Genomic DNA, 14087 nt, shown 5'->3' with positions numbered 1-14087 from the left:
ATGATGCCGTCTCTGCCGCTGCGCAACATGCTCGCCGACATCGGCCGGCGGGCCGCGACCTGCTTCTGCGTCGTCTTGCCCGACGGCAGCCGCATTCCGGTGGGCGAGGGCTCTCCGGTCTTCACCATCAGCTTCCACACCGACGCGGCGGTGTTTGCCACAGCCACACGCGGTCACATCGGATTGATGGAGGCCTATTTCGATCAGCAGGTGGATGTCGAAGGCGATTTCGGCGCCGCTCTCGCCGCGGGCATGGCTGCGGGTTTCGACCGGCATGCAGGAACCCTCAACGGCATCGAGAACGGACTGCACGAGTTGCGACACTCCAACCGCGACCCGGCCCACGCCAAGGCCAACGCACGCGCGCACTACGGGTTGGGCACCGGCTTCTACAGGCGATGGCTCGACGATCCCCTGATGATGTACACCTGCGGCTACTGGCCCGAGGGAACGCGAAGCCTGGAGGAAGCGCAGCGCCACAAGATCGACCACGTGTGCCGCAAGCTCGTGTTGAAGCCCGAAGACCGCTTCATCGACATCGGCTGCGGCTTCGGCGGTTTCATGTTTCGCGCGCAGGAAAAGACAGGCGCCACCGGCGTCGGGCTCAACACCGCCACGGAGCAGGTCGAATGGCTTCGCGACGAGATCGAGCGGCGCGGTCTGGAGGCCTCGCTGCGGGTGCGGGAAGCGGACTTCCGCGACGTCGACGAGCAGTACGACAAGGTGGTCTCGATCGGGACGCTGGAGCATGCAGGCCGCGACCAGTTGCCCGAGGTGGTCCGCGCGCACGCGCAATTCCTCAAACCCGGTGGGCTCGGGATCCTGCACTTCATCGGTCACGTGGGGCGCTTCGAGACGGAGCTGTTCATCCGCAAGCACGTGTTCCCCGGCGGCTGGATCCCGAGCCTGGCAGACGTCATGGTCGAAATGGAAAGCAGCGGGCTGGAGGTGCTGGACATCGAGAACCTTCGTAGGCACTACGCGCCCACGCTCGACGCCTGGGCCGAGCGCTTCGAAAAGCACTGGCCGGCCATCCAGATGCTGGATCCGCACCGCTTCGACGAACGCTTCCGGCGCATCTGGCGGACCTACCTGATGGGCTGCGCCGAGATGTTCCGTTCGCCCGCGGGCTACACGCACCTGTTCCAGATCGTCTTCAGCAAGGGCAACGTGACGCCGCGCAGCTACCCGATGAGCCGGGAGCACCTGTATGAGCCCCGACGCTGAGACGGCTGCTCACGAGGCGCGCAAGAACCGCCTCCTGGCGACGATGCAGCACGGGCGCGAGGTCCCGCCGGCGCCCGTCGCGCTCGCCAAGCACACGTCGAACCTGTTTCGCGACCGCGAGACCGGGCCGAGGCAGCGCATCAACCTCGGCGAGTTCGATCACGTGATCGGCATCGACACCTCCCGCAACACGGTCGAAGTCGAAGGGCTGGCCACTTACGAGCACCTGGTGGCAGCCACGCTACGGCACGGCATGATGCCGGCGGTGGTCCCTCAGCTCAAGACCATCACCGCCGGAGGCGCAGTGGCGGGCGTGGGCATCGAGGCGACGTCGATGCGCCAGGGGTTGGTCCACCACACGATGCTGGAACTCGATGTGCTTCTGCCGCATGGAGTCATTGTTCACTGCACGCCGGACAACGCGCATCGAGACCTGTTCTTCGGCTTCCCGAACTCCTACGGGACGCTCGGCTACGCACTGCGGCTGGTGTTGCGGACGCTGCCCGTGCAGCCCTGCGTTCGCGTGGAACACATCGCCTGCCAACACGCCGGGGAGTTCTTCCAGGCAATCTCGGAAGCCTGCGAAAGCGACGCCGACTTCGTCGACGGCGTGGTGTTCGGGCCACGATCGATGGTGCTGAACATCGCGCGCTTCGAGGCCGACGCGCCTTGGCAAAGCAACTACGAGTTCGAGCGCATCTACTACCGCTCGCTGCTGGAGATGCCGGTCGACCACCTGAGCGTGCACGACTACCTCTGGCGCTGGGACACGGACTGGTTCTGGTGTTCGCGCAACTTCGGCGCGCAGATCCCTCTGATACGCCGCCTCCTGGGCCGCAAACACCTGAACTCGCGCACGTACACAAGGCTCATGCGCATGAATGCGCGCTGGGGCATGACAAGGCGCCTGGCGGCATTCAGGGGCGCACATGGCGAATCCGTGATCCAGGACGTCGACATCCCCATCCGCTCGGCGCCGGCTTTCCTCGATTTCCTGCAGCGCGAGATCGGCATCCTGCCGGTCTGGATCTGTCCGGTGCATGTGCCCGACCCGAGCGCCTGCTTCGCGCTGTACCCGCTCGAAGCGGGCACGCTGCACGTCAACTTCGGCTTCTGGGACGTCATCGAGCGCCACGAAGCGCATGAGCCCGGGCACTTCAACCGCCTGGTCGAGCAGGAGGTGCTGCGCATGGGCGGCATCAAGTCGCTCTACTCCGACAGCTTCTTCACGCGCGAGGAGTTCGGCCGCGCTTACGGCATGGACACCTACACCATGCTCAAGCGCCGCTACGACCCCGAGGGACGCGCGCCCGACCTGTACGACAAATGCGTCCTGAAGCGTTGACGTCCCCCTGCCGTTCCAGGGCGGCCATCACTGCGATGCGACGGTACCGAACGCGGGATACGTGACGCGCGGCCTCGACGCCGCGGCAAATACGCCGCGCTCGGACGTCTCGCGAGAGACATTCCGGCGCAACGCCTGCGCGAGCTTCGCCAAGTCTTGCGCCATCGCCTCGAGCAGATCGTCGGCGGAGACGATGCCCACCACACCGCCGTCATCGTCCACGACCAGCAGTCGACGAACGCCCGCGGTCTCCATGGCCTCGGCGGCTTGCCGCAAGTCGGCACTGGCGGACACGGCCAACGGGCGCCCGCGCACGAGTTCGCCCACGGGCTGATCGGATCGTGGCTGCTCGCGGCCCAGGCCATCGAGCGCAAGGTCCCGGTCCGTCACGATCCCGACCACCTTCGGCGGGGTGTCGTTGGTCACGACGACCAGCGAACCCACATGCTGCTCGCACATCAGGTCGGCCGCCTCGCGCAATCCGGCGTTGGCGGAGATGCCGACGACCTCGCGCCGGCAGAGTGATTGGATGGTCATGATTGCTCTCCAGAAGAAGCCGCACGGCGACACCAGGCGGCGAAAAACCCTCAGGCCACCTTCAGGTCGTTTTCCACGCTCACGATACCCGGCGCCGACCATGCAGCACCCTGGGCCGCGGCGCGTTCCGCCCACGAGTGGACGGTGCCGCGCAAGGTGACCTTCGAGCCGTTCACATCGACCACGATGCGCTTGGACTCATCCAACGCACAGCGCGCCAGCGCTTCACGGATGCGCGTCGCGATGTCCGCCGGCGTCGCATGCACCTTCAGCGCGATGTTGTTGGCGACACCCACGACGCCGATCAGCGGCTGCACCGCGCGTGCGGCAGCCCGGCGCTGGAAGTCCCAGTCGACCTCGCCCTTGAGCGTGACCCACCCTTTCTCGACCCGCACCTGGATGCGGTCCTTCGGCACTTCCGAGTGCCATTTCAGCGCCGCCTCGGCGGCCTCGGCGATCTCGGAGTCGCTGCGCTTGTGGCCGGGCGAGAGCTTCACGTCGAGCTCCACGGCAAGAGCCTGGACACCTTGCACGCGCTGCACGATGCGCTCCACCGCGAACTTCTCCGCATAGGTTTCCAGGTGACCCGTCAGCGTGACAACGCCGTTCTTGACCGCGACGCCAACGCTGGTCGCATTGACCGAGGGGTCCCACTCGAGTTCGCGGGTCACATCGCTTTTCAACTGTGCATCTGTCTTCATGATCGTCCTTTCGGTTATGCGCACGCATGAACAAATGCGGGCACGCGAGTCGTGCCCGCAGAGACCGGGCGGCCGCGTGCTCAGGCCTGCCCGAGCCGCCAATCCTCGGGCGACGCTCCACGTTGCCGCTTGCGCAAGCGCAAGCTCGTCGGCGGCCGATACGCGCGCATGCGCTTCTTACGAAACGTATCGATCCGCTTCCGAGGCACTGGCCGAATGCTGCCCGTCGGGCCGGGTGGAGATGCTTGAGATTCATCAACATGCATGCGCTTTCGCGCCGCTAGCCTGTCCGCTTCCAACATCCTCAAAGGACCTGACATGCCATATCTGCCTGCAAAACTACGCATCGTTGCCACGGGTTGTCTCGTCATTGCACTCGCGGGTTGCGCAGCGACCCCAAGCCGCGAGAGCACCGGCGAGTACTTCGACGACACCAGCATCACGACACGCGTGAAGGCCGACCTGCTCGCTCACAGAGACGTGAGTGCCGCGGAGGTCAATGTCGAGACGTTCAAGGGACGCGTTCAACTGAGCGGCTTCGTGAAGACGCCCGACCAGAAACGCAGGGCCGGAGAGATCGCCCGATCGGTCAAGGGCGTGAACGAGGTCGTCAACGACATCCTGATCCGGTGACAGGCCCGAGAGCGCCGCGCCTCAGCGAAAGAATTCCATGAAACCATATGCGCATCTCCGACATGCCGCGCGGGCGGCCGCGCTGCTGGCATTTGCCGGTGTGTTCAGCGTGGCCGCTGCTACCAGCGAGCGCGTGCCCGCACCTCCCGCCGGGTCATATCTGAACGGTGGCGTCGGCGACGAAGAGCAGCAATCCCTGCGGGAGCGAAAGGCTCCTTACAACCTGCGGCTCACGTTCGCACGCTCCCGCACGGGCGAATATGTCGCCGGCCTGGACGTCGCGATCGAAAGGCTCGACAGGAGGCTCGCGTTCGGCCCCTATAAAGACTGCGGTCCGCTGCTATTCGTGCGGCTGGATCCGGGACTTTATCGGGTGAGCGCCACGTACGAGGGCGTTGTTCGAACAAAGACGATCCGCATCGGCGCAACGCCATTCGAGGACACCTTGTATTGGCCTTGAGCCGCGCGAGGACGCCCTGCATCCAACGACCCCGAACATGGGGGCAGAAGCCCTCGACCTGCGCAGGGAAGATTGATGCAGATCAAGCCCATGAAGCCCGTCTCCATGAATACTGACCAGTTACCAATCTCATCATGGAAGTCATGGCGCATCTCGTATGGAAGACCGAACTCGACACTGGAATTCACGAGATCGACACCCAGCATCGACGGATTGTTCACTACATCAATGCACTGGGCGATGCGAGGCAGACGAACGACCAGGCTGCCGTCGGCGGGATCATCGACGAAACGGTCGACTACACGGCGTCGCACTTCGCATTCGAGGAAGCCATGATCGAGGATGCGGGCTATTCCTTCGTGGGTCCCCACAGGAAGGTTCACGAGATCTTCGTGCGCCGCGTGGTTGATTTCCGGACCCGCTTCGAGCGTGGGGAGGATGTGCTGGCCGAGCTCCACGGCATGCTCTCGCGCTGGCTGTTCAACCACATCCGTCACGAAGACGGCGCATATGTGCATACCGTGAAGGCGCATCTGCACGCCACGGCCTCATCGGCGGAAAAGATCGTCAGGGCGCAGGTCGGCAAGTTGGCCCAAGGCAGCCCCGGTGCCCGCACCAGGCACGGCTGGCTGAAAAGATTGTTCGCCGGGTAACCATGCTGGCGAACCGCCTGCTGGCCCGCCGTGCCGGCATCGATACCTACCAGCAGCCTGTCGTCTACATGCACGCCGACTGCGACGTCTGCAAGGCCGAGGGGTTCCAGTCGCAGGCCCAGGTGGAAGTGATATCCAACGAACGGCACCTGCTTGCGATCCTGCACCAGGTCAGGAGCAGCTGGCTTCGCACTGACGAGATCGCGCTGTCCGAATCCGCGTGGAACCTCATGGGCGCGGCGGACGGCGACGAACTGGTGGTGCGGCATCCGCCCGTCCTCGCTTCGCTGACGCATCTGCGCAGCAAGCTCCATGGCGTCCGGATGGACTATGCGGCGCTGCGCGCGTTGATGGAAGACGTGAGCCGCGGGCGCGTTCCCGACATTCATCTCGCGTCCTTCGTGACGGTGTGCGCCGGCAACGGCCTCGATCTCGACGAGACGGTGGCGCTGACGCGCGCGATGGTCGACGTGGGCGAGCGCCTCGACTGGGGAACCTCGCCCGTGGTGGACAAGCACTGCATCGGCGGACTGCCCGGCAACCGGACCACACTGATCGTGGTCCCGATCGTCGCCGCATGCGGCGTGGTGATGCCCAAGACCTCGTCGCGCGCCATCACATCGGCGGCCGGCACCGCCGACGTGATGGAAACCCTGGCGCCGGTGGACCTGAGCCTGGCGCAGATGCGCCGCATCGTCGAGCGCGAAGGAGGCTGCATCGCGTGGGGCAATGCCATGCGCATCAGCCCCGCCGACGACATGCTGATTCGCGTGGAGCGGCCGTTGAGCATCGACAGCGAAGGCCTCATGGTGGCCTCCATCCTGTCGAAGAAGGCTGCCATGGGTTCGCAGCGCGTGCTGATCGACATTCCGGTCGGCGCGCTCACCAAGGTGCGCAGCCAGGCCGCCGCCGGGCAGCTTTCGCGCAGCCTCGTCGCGGTGGGCGCGGCGCTGGGCCTGCAGGTGCAGACGGTGTTCACCGACGGCAGCCAGCCCGTGGGCCGGGGCGTGGGCCCGGCGCTCGAGGCGATGGACGTGATGGCCGTGCTCGAGCGCACGGCCGACGCCCCGCAGGACCTGCGCGAACGCGCGCTCGAGCTGGCCGGACTGATCCTCGAAATGGCGGACAAGGCCGCGCCGGGCAAGGGCAGGTCGCTGGCGCGCGAGGTGCTCGACGACGGGCGTGCACTGGCCAAGTTCATTGCGATCTGCGAGGCGCAGGGTGGCTTGCGCGTGCCGCCCAAGGCATCCCACACGCACCAGGTGCATGCGCCTGCCGACGGGGTTGTGTCGGCCATCGACACGCGGCTGGTGGCGCGCACCGCCAAGCTGGCGGGCGCGCCACGCGATCCGGCCGCGGGCGCCTCGGTGCACGTGCGGGTCCAGGACCGCGTCAAGCGCGGCGATGCGCTGTTCACGCTTCACGCCGAGAGCCTCGGCGAGCTTCAGTACGCCCTGAGTTTCGTGCGCTCGCAGCTCCCGATCGTGCGCATCGAGGCCGGCGGCGAGGCCGCGGGCGCGCCGTCGTCCGACCACCGCGGCATTCATCAAGGCGGCACCCGCTCGCGTGACTCTTGAGCCAGGTCAAGGCCGGTGTGGCGATGTCGCGCGATGCTTGCGGTTCATCATTTCACGGGAGCGAGTGCAATGAGCGAAGTCATCCTGGATCCCGCGCGCTGGGAATCGATGGAGGCCGGCGATGCCGCCTTCGTCGAGGACTGGCTCGCATGCGAAGGCGATCGCGTCCACGCCGGGCAGGTCATCGGCAGGGCCATGCTGGTTCAGCAGAACGTGGACATCGAGGCGCCGCACGACGGCGTGCTCGAGCAGATCTGCGTCGCCGGCGGCGACGCATTCGGGCGTGGCGACGTGCTAGCCCGCATCGTCGACTTCTGAACTGCGGCCATGAGCCCCATCCACATCGAGGCGGCAGTCGAATCGACGCCCCTGCCCACGCCGACCCCCGCGTCGATGCCCCTTGACAAGGCCCTCCAGCGGCGACGAAGCACGCGGGAGTTTCTGCCCGATACGTTTTCGCTTCAGGCACTTTCCTCACTGCTGTGGGCGGCCTTCGGCGTCAATCGAGAGCAACAAGGCGGACGCACGGCACCTTCGGCACATGACTGGAAGGAGATCGACGTCTATGCGGTGCTGGCAGCAGGCGCCTATCGCTACGAGGCTCGCACGCATCGCCTCTATCTGGTCAAGAGAGCGGACATGCGCGCGCTGACGGGCCTGCAGGATTTCGTGGCGACCGCACCGGTCAATCTGGTCTACGTGGCCGACTTCGACCGGATGGCCGAAGTCAACGAGCGCGACCGCCCCTTTCTCGCGGGAGCCGATGCGGGATGCATCGCGCAAAACGTGTATCTGCATTGCGCAGCGGCAGGCCTTGTGACGGTGGTTCGCGCTTCCATAGACAGGCGCGCGCTCGCCCAGGGACTCGGCCTTCGAACGACACAGCGCATCACGCTGGCACAGACCGTGGGATACCCGAAGCCGTAGATGCGGGTTGATGCAAGAGCCGGATAAGGGAGCTGGATGCAGCACAGCCACCGCACATCGCTTTTCAGTAGGGCCGGTCGCGAAAGCCGACGCGATGCGCGATCCGTGCCAGCGGAACCTCGAGCAGCACGAAGGCCGCCGTGATCGCGGCCACATCCAGAAGCGACAGCTTCAGCGGGACCTGGACCGCCAGCAAGGGCAGCAGCGATTCCGGAATCTGGTCCAGCCCGAAGGCCCGTCCGCTCGGCTCGATGGCCAGTCGCCGCTTGATGAAGCTGGAGAGCGCGTCTGCGGCCATGGCGGCCGCACCGATGGCGGCGCCGATGCCCGGCGACAAGCCCACGAGCGGTGCGCACAGCACGCATGCGGCAACGGACGCAACCACGCCTCTCGCTGTCTTGGACGGCCCCAGAAGCGGCCGGCCGTCACCAAGCCTGATGCCCCCGTCCAATGGCCAGGACCAACGGTTGCCCAGCAGCAGCTTGGTTGCGATGGGCGCATTGTTGGCAACTGCGAGCAACAGGAGCAGTTCGAGCCCGAGCCAAAAGTGGTGCATGCACGAACCATATGGCTTGCATGGCGACCAGCACTTGAGCCTGCGCAAAGGTCTTTCGGCCGGGGAGCGCACCGCAGGCGCAGCTCGCCGGACTTTTGCGTTGGATCAACGAAAGGTCGTGGCGGCTCCGCGACCATCGCCGGATGGAAAGCAAACGCGCAACGCAAGAACGGCGAGGCTGCCGTGGTTCGCAGGTTCCGGTGACGCGGCGCGCCGAAAAGGCCATCGCCATTGCCGCCACGCTGTGCGCGCTGGCGGGTTGCGCGTCGCTGGCGAGGAATGACCTGCCACCACCCGCGGTAGCGGCGCTCTTCCCTGCGCAAGAGCTGCCGCAAGGCGCGGACACTTCGCGTATTGCATGGCACGAGTACTTCGTCGATGCAAGCCTCAGAAGCCTGATCGCACGGGCGCTCGACGAGAACCGGGACCTCCGCATCGCCGTGCATCGCGTCGCCCAGGCGCGCGCGGTGCTTGCCGCGCAACGCGCCGAGCGCTTTCCCGTCGTCGGTCTTTCCGCGGGGGTGGACCGGTCGCGCGTGCCGGGCGACCTGAATCTCACGGGCAGGCCCGTCACCGGCAGCCAGTTCAGCGTCGGCATCGGCGTGGCGAGCTGGGAGCTCGACATGTGGGGGCGCCTGCGAGACCTGCAGGACGCGGCATTGGAGATCTTCCTAGCCACCGAGGCGGGCAGGCGCGCGGTCGTTGTCAACCTTGTGAGCGAAGTCGCCAACGGGTATCTCCAGCTGTGCGAAACGGACGAGCGCCTGGCGCTGGCGCACCAGTTCACCGACAGCCGGGCCCAGAGCCTGCGCATCTTCGTTCGCAGGATGGAAGAGGGCGCCACCTCGCGGCTGAATGTGGCGCAGGTCGAGACGCTGCTGATGCAGGCGCGTGCCCTCGCCGCGCAACTGGAGCAGTCGCGGCAGGCGCAGGCCCATGCGCTCACGCTGCTGGTCGGCGCGCCTGTCAACCTGGCGCCGGTCGCAGCGCTTCGCACGCAGGAGGAACTGGTGGGCGACGCGAATCCCGGGCTGCCATCGGACCTGCTCGCCGCGCGTCCCGATATCGTGGCCGCGGAACACCAGCTGCGCGCCGAGAATGCCAACGTCGGCGCCGCGCGCGCCGCGTTCTTTCCGCGCGTTGTCCTCACGGCCTCGGCCGGCACGGCCAGCGCCGAGCTCGAAGGCCTGTTCGCGCCCGGCAGCGGAGCCTGGGTGTTTTCGCCGGCCGTATCGCTGCCGTTGTTCGATGGCGGGCGCCGGCGTGCCGGACTCGCGCTGGCGCAAGCGCGCCGGCAGCAGGCCATCGACAACTACGAGAAGACCGTGCAGGGCGCCTTTCGCGACGTCGCGGATGCCCTCTCGGCGCGTCGCTGGTCCGCGGAGCAGGCAGCCATCGCGCAGGGCGCGCTCGCCGTGCAGACCGAACGCGCACGCCTGGCGCAGCTGCGCTACGACAACGGGGCCGCCGCCTACCTCGAAGTGCTGGATGCCCAGCGTGACCTGCTGACCGCGGGCCAGCAACTGGTGCAGGCGCGCAGGCTCGCGCTGTCCAGCCGCGTCGCGGTGTACGCAGCGCTGGGCGGCGGGTCGCTCGCCGCGTCTCCTTCGGTGTCGCCATGAGCAGCGGGGCGCGCAAGCTGGCGGCGCTCGTGCTGCTCATCGCCGCAATCGCGCTCGGCGGCGCCTACCTCTGGGCGCGCCTGCACCGCGGCGGCCCGGGAGACGCGTTCATCGGCGGCAACGGCCGGATCGAGGCCACGGAGTTCGACATCGCGAGCAAGCTGGGCGGCCGGGTGCGCGACATCGAGGTCGAGGAGGGCGATGTCGTTGCCGCCGGCCAGGTGCTCGCCCACATGCAGGTGCAGACCCTCGAGGCGCAACGCGACGAGGCGCGCGCACGGCAGGTCCAGGCCGGCGTCGGCGTGGGCAGCGCCGAGGCGCAGGTCAAGGTGCGCGAGAACGAACGCGATGCGGCCATCGCACTCGTGGCACAGCGCGAAAGCGAGGTCGATGCCGCGCGGCGGCGGCTGCGGCGCTCCGAGACGCTGGTGCGCGAGGGTGCCGCATCGGCGCAGGAGGTGGATGACGACCGCGCCCGCGTTCTGGGCGCCCAGGCCGCACTGGCCGCGACGCGCGCGCAGGTGCAAGCCGCGAAGGCGGGCGTGCTCGCCGCGCGCGCGGAGGTCGACGCCGCTCGCTCGATGGTTTCCGCGGCCGACGCCACCGTCGCCCGCATCGAGGCCGACCTGGACGACAACGTGCTGGTCGCGCCCCGGGACGGACGCGTCCAGTACCGGATCGCCCAGCCGGGCGAAGTGCTCGGTCCCGGCGGCAAGGTGCTCAGCCTGGTGGATCTGTCGGACGTGTACATGACGTTCTTCGTGCCCGAGGTGGTGGCGGGCCGGCTCGCGCAGGGCGCCGAGGTGCACATCGTGCTCGATGCGGCGCCCGAATACGTCTTTCCGGCGCGGGTCTCCTTCGTCGCCAGCACGGCGCAGTTCACGCCCAAGACCGTCGAGACGGCGAGCGAGCGGCAGAAGCTCATGTTCCGCGTCAAGGCACGCATCGACAGGGATCTGCTGCGCAAGCACCTCGCGCATGTGAAGACCGGGCTGCCGGGCGTCGCCTGGGTGAAGCTGGACCCGGCGGCCGACTGGCCCGACGGGCTGGCACTGAAGGTGCCGTGACCGCGCCGGCCGACAGGGGCGTTGCGCCGACGCCGCGCGAGGTCGCCCGCCTCGCGCACGTGGTGCTCCGGCGCGGGCGCACGACGGCCCTCGACGACATCAGCCTCGGCATTGCGGCCGAACGGATGGTCGGGCTCATCGGGCCCGACGGCGTGGGCAAGTCGAGCTTGCTGGCGTTGCTGGCCGGCGCGCAGGCGCTCGGGCAGGGCCGCGTGGAGGTGCTGGGTGGCGACATGGCCGATGCCCGGCACCGCCGCGGCGTCTGCCCGCGCATCGCGTACATGCCCCAGGGGCTGGGCAGGAACCTCTATCCGACGTTGTCGATAGAAGAGAACCTGCAGTTCTTCGGGCGCCTGTTCGGTCACGGGCCGAGCGAGCGGCGCCAGCGTATCGATGCGCTGGCCGGCACCATGGGCCTGAGCCAATTCCTGGAGCGTCCGGTGGGACAGCTGTCGGGCGGCATGAAGCAGAAGCTTGGCCTGTGCTGCGCGTTGATCCACGAGCCCGACCTGCTGATCCTCGACGAACCGACGACCGGTGTGGACCCGTTGTCGCGCGGACAGTTCTGGGCCCTCATCGACGCCATCCGGCGTCAACGCGACGCCGCGGGCCGGCCCCTGAGCGTGATCGTCGCGACCGCGTACATGGAGGAGGCCGATGCCTTCGACTGGCTGGTTGCCATGGATGCCGGCGCGGTGCTCGCCACCGGGACGCCCGCCGAGTTGCGCGCCCGCACCGGCGCGGCATCCCTCGAGCAGGCCTTCATCAGGCTGCTGCCCGAGGGCAAGCGCGGCGATGCCCGCGAACTGGTGGTGCCCGCGTTGCCTGCCACGGCCGGCGACGACGTCGCCATCGAGGCGAAGGGCCTCTCGATGCGCTTTGGCGACTTCGTGGCGGTGGACCGCGTCGACTTCCGGATTCGTCGCGGAGAAATCTTCGGCTTCCTCGGCTCGAATGGCTGCGGCAAGACGACCACGATGAAGATGCTGACCGGGCTGCTGCCCGTTAGCGCGGGCGAGGCACGGCTGTTCGGGCGAAAGGTCTCGGCCGACGACCTCGACGCGCGGCGCCGCGTGGGCTACATGTCTCAATCGTTCTCGCTCTACGGCGAGCTCACGGTGCGGCAGAACATCGTGCTGCACGCACGCCTGTTCCGGTTGCCGGAGGCGGACGTGCCTGCACGCGTGGCGGAGTTGGCCGCGCGCTTCGGGCTGGAGGACGCGCTCGGCCGCCTGCCTGACAGCCTGCCCCTGGGCATGCGCCAGCGGCTGTCGCTGGCCGTGGCGATGGTGCATCGCCCGGAAATGCTGATCCTGGACGAGCCGACCTCCGGCGTCGACCCGGTGGCGCGCGACATGTTCTGGCGCCTCATGATCGACCTGGCGCGCAAGGACGGGGTCACCATCTTCATATCGACCCACTTCATGAACGAGGCCGCGCGCTGCGACCGCATTTCGCTGATGCACGCCGGCCGCGTGCTGGTGACGGACAGCCCGGCGGCCATCGTGCAGCGCAGCGGCAAAGCCACGCTGGAACAGGCCTTCGTCGCGCAACTGCAGCAGGCCGTGGGCGCTGGCGAGCCCGTTGCCGCCGCACCCGCGCCGAGCCCGGCGAGCAAGGCGGACCGTCCGAGCCACGCGGCTGGCACGCGCTGGTTCAGCGTCGCGCGCGCCTGGAGCTTCACGCGGCGCGAGGCGCTGGAGCTGCGCCGCGACCCGGTGCGCGCCACGCTGGCGCTCCTGGGCACGGTGATCCTCATGTTCATCATCGGCTACGGCATCAGCCTGGACGTCGAAAACCTCAGCTATGCGGTGCTCGACCGCGACCAGAGCGAGCTCAGCCGCAACTACGCGCTCGACCTGTCCGGATCGCGCTACTTCGTGGAGAAGCCACCCATCACCGACTACGCGCAGCTCGACCAGCGCATGCGCAGCGGCGAGCTGGCGCTGGCCATCGAGATTCCGCCGGGCTTCTCGCGGGACGTGCAGCGCGGCACCCCGGCGCAGATCGGTGCGTGGATCGACGGCGCCATGCCCGCGCGCGCGGAAACCGTGCGCGGCTACGTGCAGGCCATGCACCAGACATGGTTGAGCGGCGTCGCCGAGCGCCGGCTCGGCACGCGGGCGCGCGCGCCGAGCACCATCGAGATCCGCTTTCGCTACAACCCCGACGTCCGCAGCCTGCCGGCGATGGTGCCGGCCGTCATCCCTCTGCTGCTGATGATGATCCCGTCGATGCTCGCCGCGCTTTCCGTCGTGCGCGAGAAGGAGCTGGGCTCGATCGTCAATCTCTACGTCACGCCGGTCACGCGCGCCGAGTTCCTGCTGGGCAAGCAGCTGCCCTACATCGGGCTGGGGGTGCTCAATTTCCTGACGATGTCCGCACTCGCGGTGACGGTCTTCGGCGTGCCGATCAAGGGCAGCTTCTTCACGCTCGCGCTCGGCGCGCTCGTGTTCACGACGTTCTCCACGGGCTTCGGCCTGCTGTGCTCCACGTTCACGCGAACGCAGATCGCCGCGATCTTCGTGACGCTGATCGGCACCATCGTCCCGTGCGTCAAGTTCGCCGGGCTGCTCGATCCGGTCTCTTCGCTGGAGGGCATCGGGGCGTTCGTCGGCCGGATCTATCCGGCGGCGCACTTTCTCACGATCAGCCGCGGTGTCTTCGGCAAGGCGCTGTCGCTGCCCGACCTCGTGCCCCAGTTTCTGGCGATGCTGGCGGCCGTGCCGGTCATTCTCGGCCTGTCGATCGCGCTGCTGAAGAAGCAGCAGAGCTAGGCCGT

Annotated in this window: 14 protein-coding genes; 11 read left to right on the top strand and 3 right to left on the bottom strand. The window is 67.7% G+C overall.

The genetic code is table 11. From position 1 onward, the window contains the following. Together C4F17_RS31995 and C4F17_RS31990 are read left to right on the top strand one after the other, a co-directional pair. A complete protein-coding gene (locus C4F17_RS31995; RefSeq protein ID WP_234383073.1) occupies nt 1-1227 on the top strand; it encodes an SAM-dependent methyltransferase in 1227 nt (408 codons plus the stop codon). Further along, nucleotides 1211-2572, top strand: coding sequence for an FAD-binding oxidoreductase (locus tag C4F17_RS31990; RefSeq protein WP_106938375.1), 1362 nt, complete (start codon nt 1211-1213; stop codon nt 2570-2572). Before C4F17_RS31995 ends, C4F17_RS31990 begins: the two co-directional genes overlap by 17 nt. Before the next feature lie 27 nt (nt 2573-2599). Here C4F17_RS31990 and C4F17_RS31985 read toward each other — a convergent pair whose 3' ends face one another. Beyond that, nucleotides 2600-3109: a CBS domain-containing protein gene (locus C4F17_RS31985; protein WP_159053800.1), complete on the bottom strand. Its 510-nt coding sequence runs from the start codon at nt 3107-3109 to the stop codon at nt 2600-2602. Nucleotides 3110-3159: 50 nt separating this feature from the next. Beyond that, nucleotides 3160-3810: a BON domain-containing protein gene (locus tag C4F17_RS31980; protein WP_106938373.1), complete on the bottom strand. Its 651-nt coding sequence runs from the start codon at nt 3808-3810 to the stop codon at nt 3160-3162. Between the two features lie 318 nt (nt 3811-4128). Between C4F17_RS31980 and C4F17_RS31975 the strand changes: the two genes are divergently transcribed. The 6 genes from C4F17_RS31975 to C4F17_RS31950 all read left to right on the top strand — a co-directional run bounded on the left by C4F17_RS31975 (nt 4129) and on the right by C4F17_RS31950 (nt 8060). Beyond that, nucleotides 4129-4443 carry a BON domain-containing protein gene (locus tag C4F17_RS31975; protein WP_106938538.1) on the top strand — a complete coding sequence of 105 codons (315 nt, stop codon included), beginning with the start codon at nt 4129-4131 and terminating at the stop codon, nt 4441-4443. Between the two features lie 37 nt (nt 4444-4480). Continuing rightward, the gene (locus tag C4F17_RS31970; RefSeq protein ID WP_106938372.1) at nt 4481-4903 is read left to right on the top strand and encodes a hypothetical protein; all 423 of its coding nucleotides are present in this window, start codon (nt 4481-4483) and stop codon (nt 4901-4903) included. A 134-nt stretch (nt 4904-5037) separates the two neighbouring features. Further along, entirely contained in the window at nt 5038-5556 is a 519-nt protein-coding gene (locus C4F17_RS31965; RefSeq protein ID WP_234383072.1) for a bacteriohemerythrin, read from the top strand. A 2-nt stretch (nt 5557-5558) separates the two neighbouring features. Then, the gene (locus C4F17_RS31960) at nt 5559-7133 is read left to right on the top strand and encodes a thymidine phosphorylase family protein (RefSeq protein WP_106938371.1); all 1575 of its coding nucleotides are present in this window, start codon (nt 5559-5561) and stop codon (nt 7131-7133) included. A gap of 69 nt (nt 7134-7202) precedes the next feature. Next, nucleotides 7203-7451: a biotin/lipoyl-containing protein gene (locus C4F17_RS31955; RefSeq protein WP_159053799.1), complete on the top strand. Its 249-nt coding sequence runs from the start codon at nt 7203-7205 to the stop codon at nt 7449-7451. A gap of 9 nt (nt 7452-7460) precedes the next feature. Next, nucleotides 7461-8060, top strand: a complete 600-nt coding sequence (locus C4F17_RS31950; RefSeq protein WP_106938369.1) for a nitroreductase family protein — start codon at nt 7461-7463, stop codon at nt 8058-8060. A 64-nt stretch (nt 8061-8124) separates the two neighbouring features. Here the strand turns inward: C4F17_RS31950 and C4F17_RS31945 are convergent, their stop codons facing one another. Next, the gene (locus tag C4F17_RS31945) at nt 8125-8616 is read right to left on the bottom strand and encodes a CDP-archaeol synthase (RefSeq protein ID WP_106938368.1); all 492 of its coding nucleotides are present in this window, start codon (nt 8614-8616) and stop codon (nt 8125-8127) included. Nucleotides 8617-8759: 143 nt separating this feature from the next. On the opposite strand from C4F17_RS31945, the gene C4F17_RS31940 reads away from it, so the two are divergent. Genes C4F17_RS31940 through rbbA form a run of 3 tightly spaced genes read left to right on the top strand, consistent with a single transcriptional unit; the run spans nt 8760 to nt 14082 of the window. Beyond that, the gene (locus C4F17_RS31940) at nt 8760-10238 is read left to right on the top strand and encodes an efflux transporter outer membrane subunit (protein WP_106938367.1); all 1479 of its coding nucleotides are present in this window, start codon (nt 8760-8762) and stop codon (nt 10236-10238) included. Continuing rightward, a complete protein-coding gene (locus C4F17_RS31935; RefSeq protein WP_106938366.1) occupies nt 10235-11305 on the top strand; it encodes an HlyD family secretion protein in 1071 nt (356 codons plus the stop codon). Before C4F17_RS31940 ends, C4F17_RS31935 begins: the two co-directional genes overlap by 4 nt. Continuing rightward, a complete protein-coding gene (gene rbbA, locus C4F17_RS31930; RefSeq protein WP_234383069.1) occupies nt 11302-14082 on the top strand; it encodes a ribosome-associated ATPase/putative transporter RbbA in 2781 nt (926 codons plus the stop codon). Before C4F17_RS31935 ends, rbbA begins: the two co-directional genes overlap by 4 nt. Nucleotides 14083-14087: the final 5 nt, after the last annotated feature.

The sequence above is a fragment of the Variovorax sp. PMC12 genome (genome assembly GCF_003019815.1).
Taxonomy (GTDB): domain Bacteria; phylum Pseudomonadota; class Gammaproteobacteria; order Burkholderiales; family Burkholderiaceae_C; genus Variovorax.
Note: the sequence above shows the minus strand (reverse complement) of the source record. Positions and strands in the feature narration are given on the sequence as shown.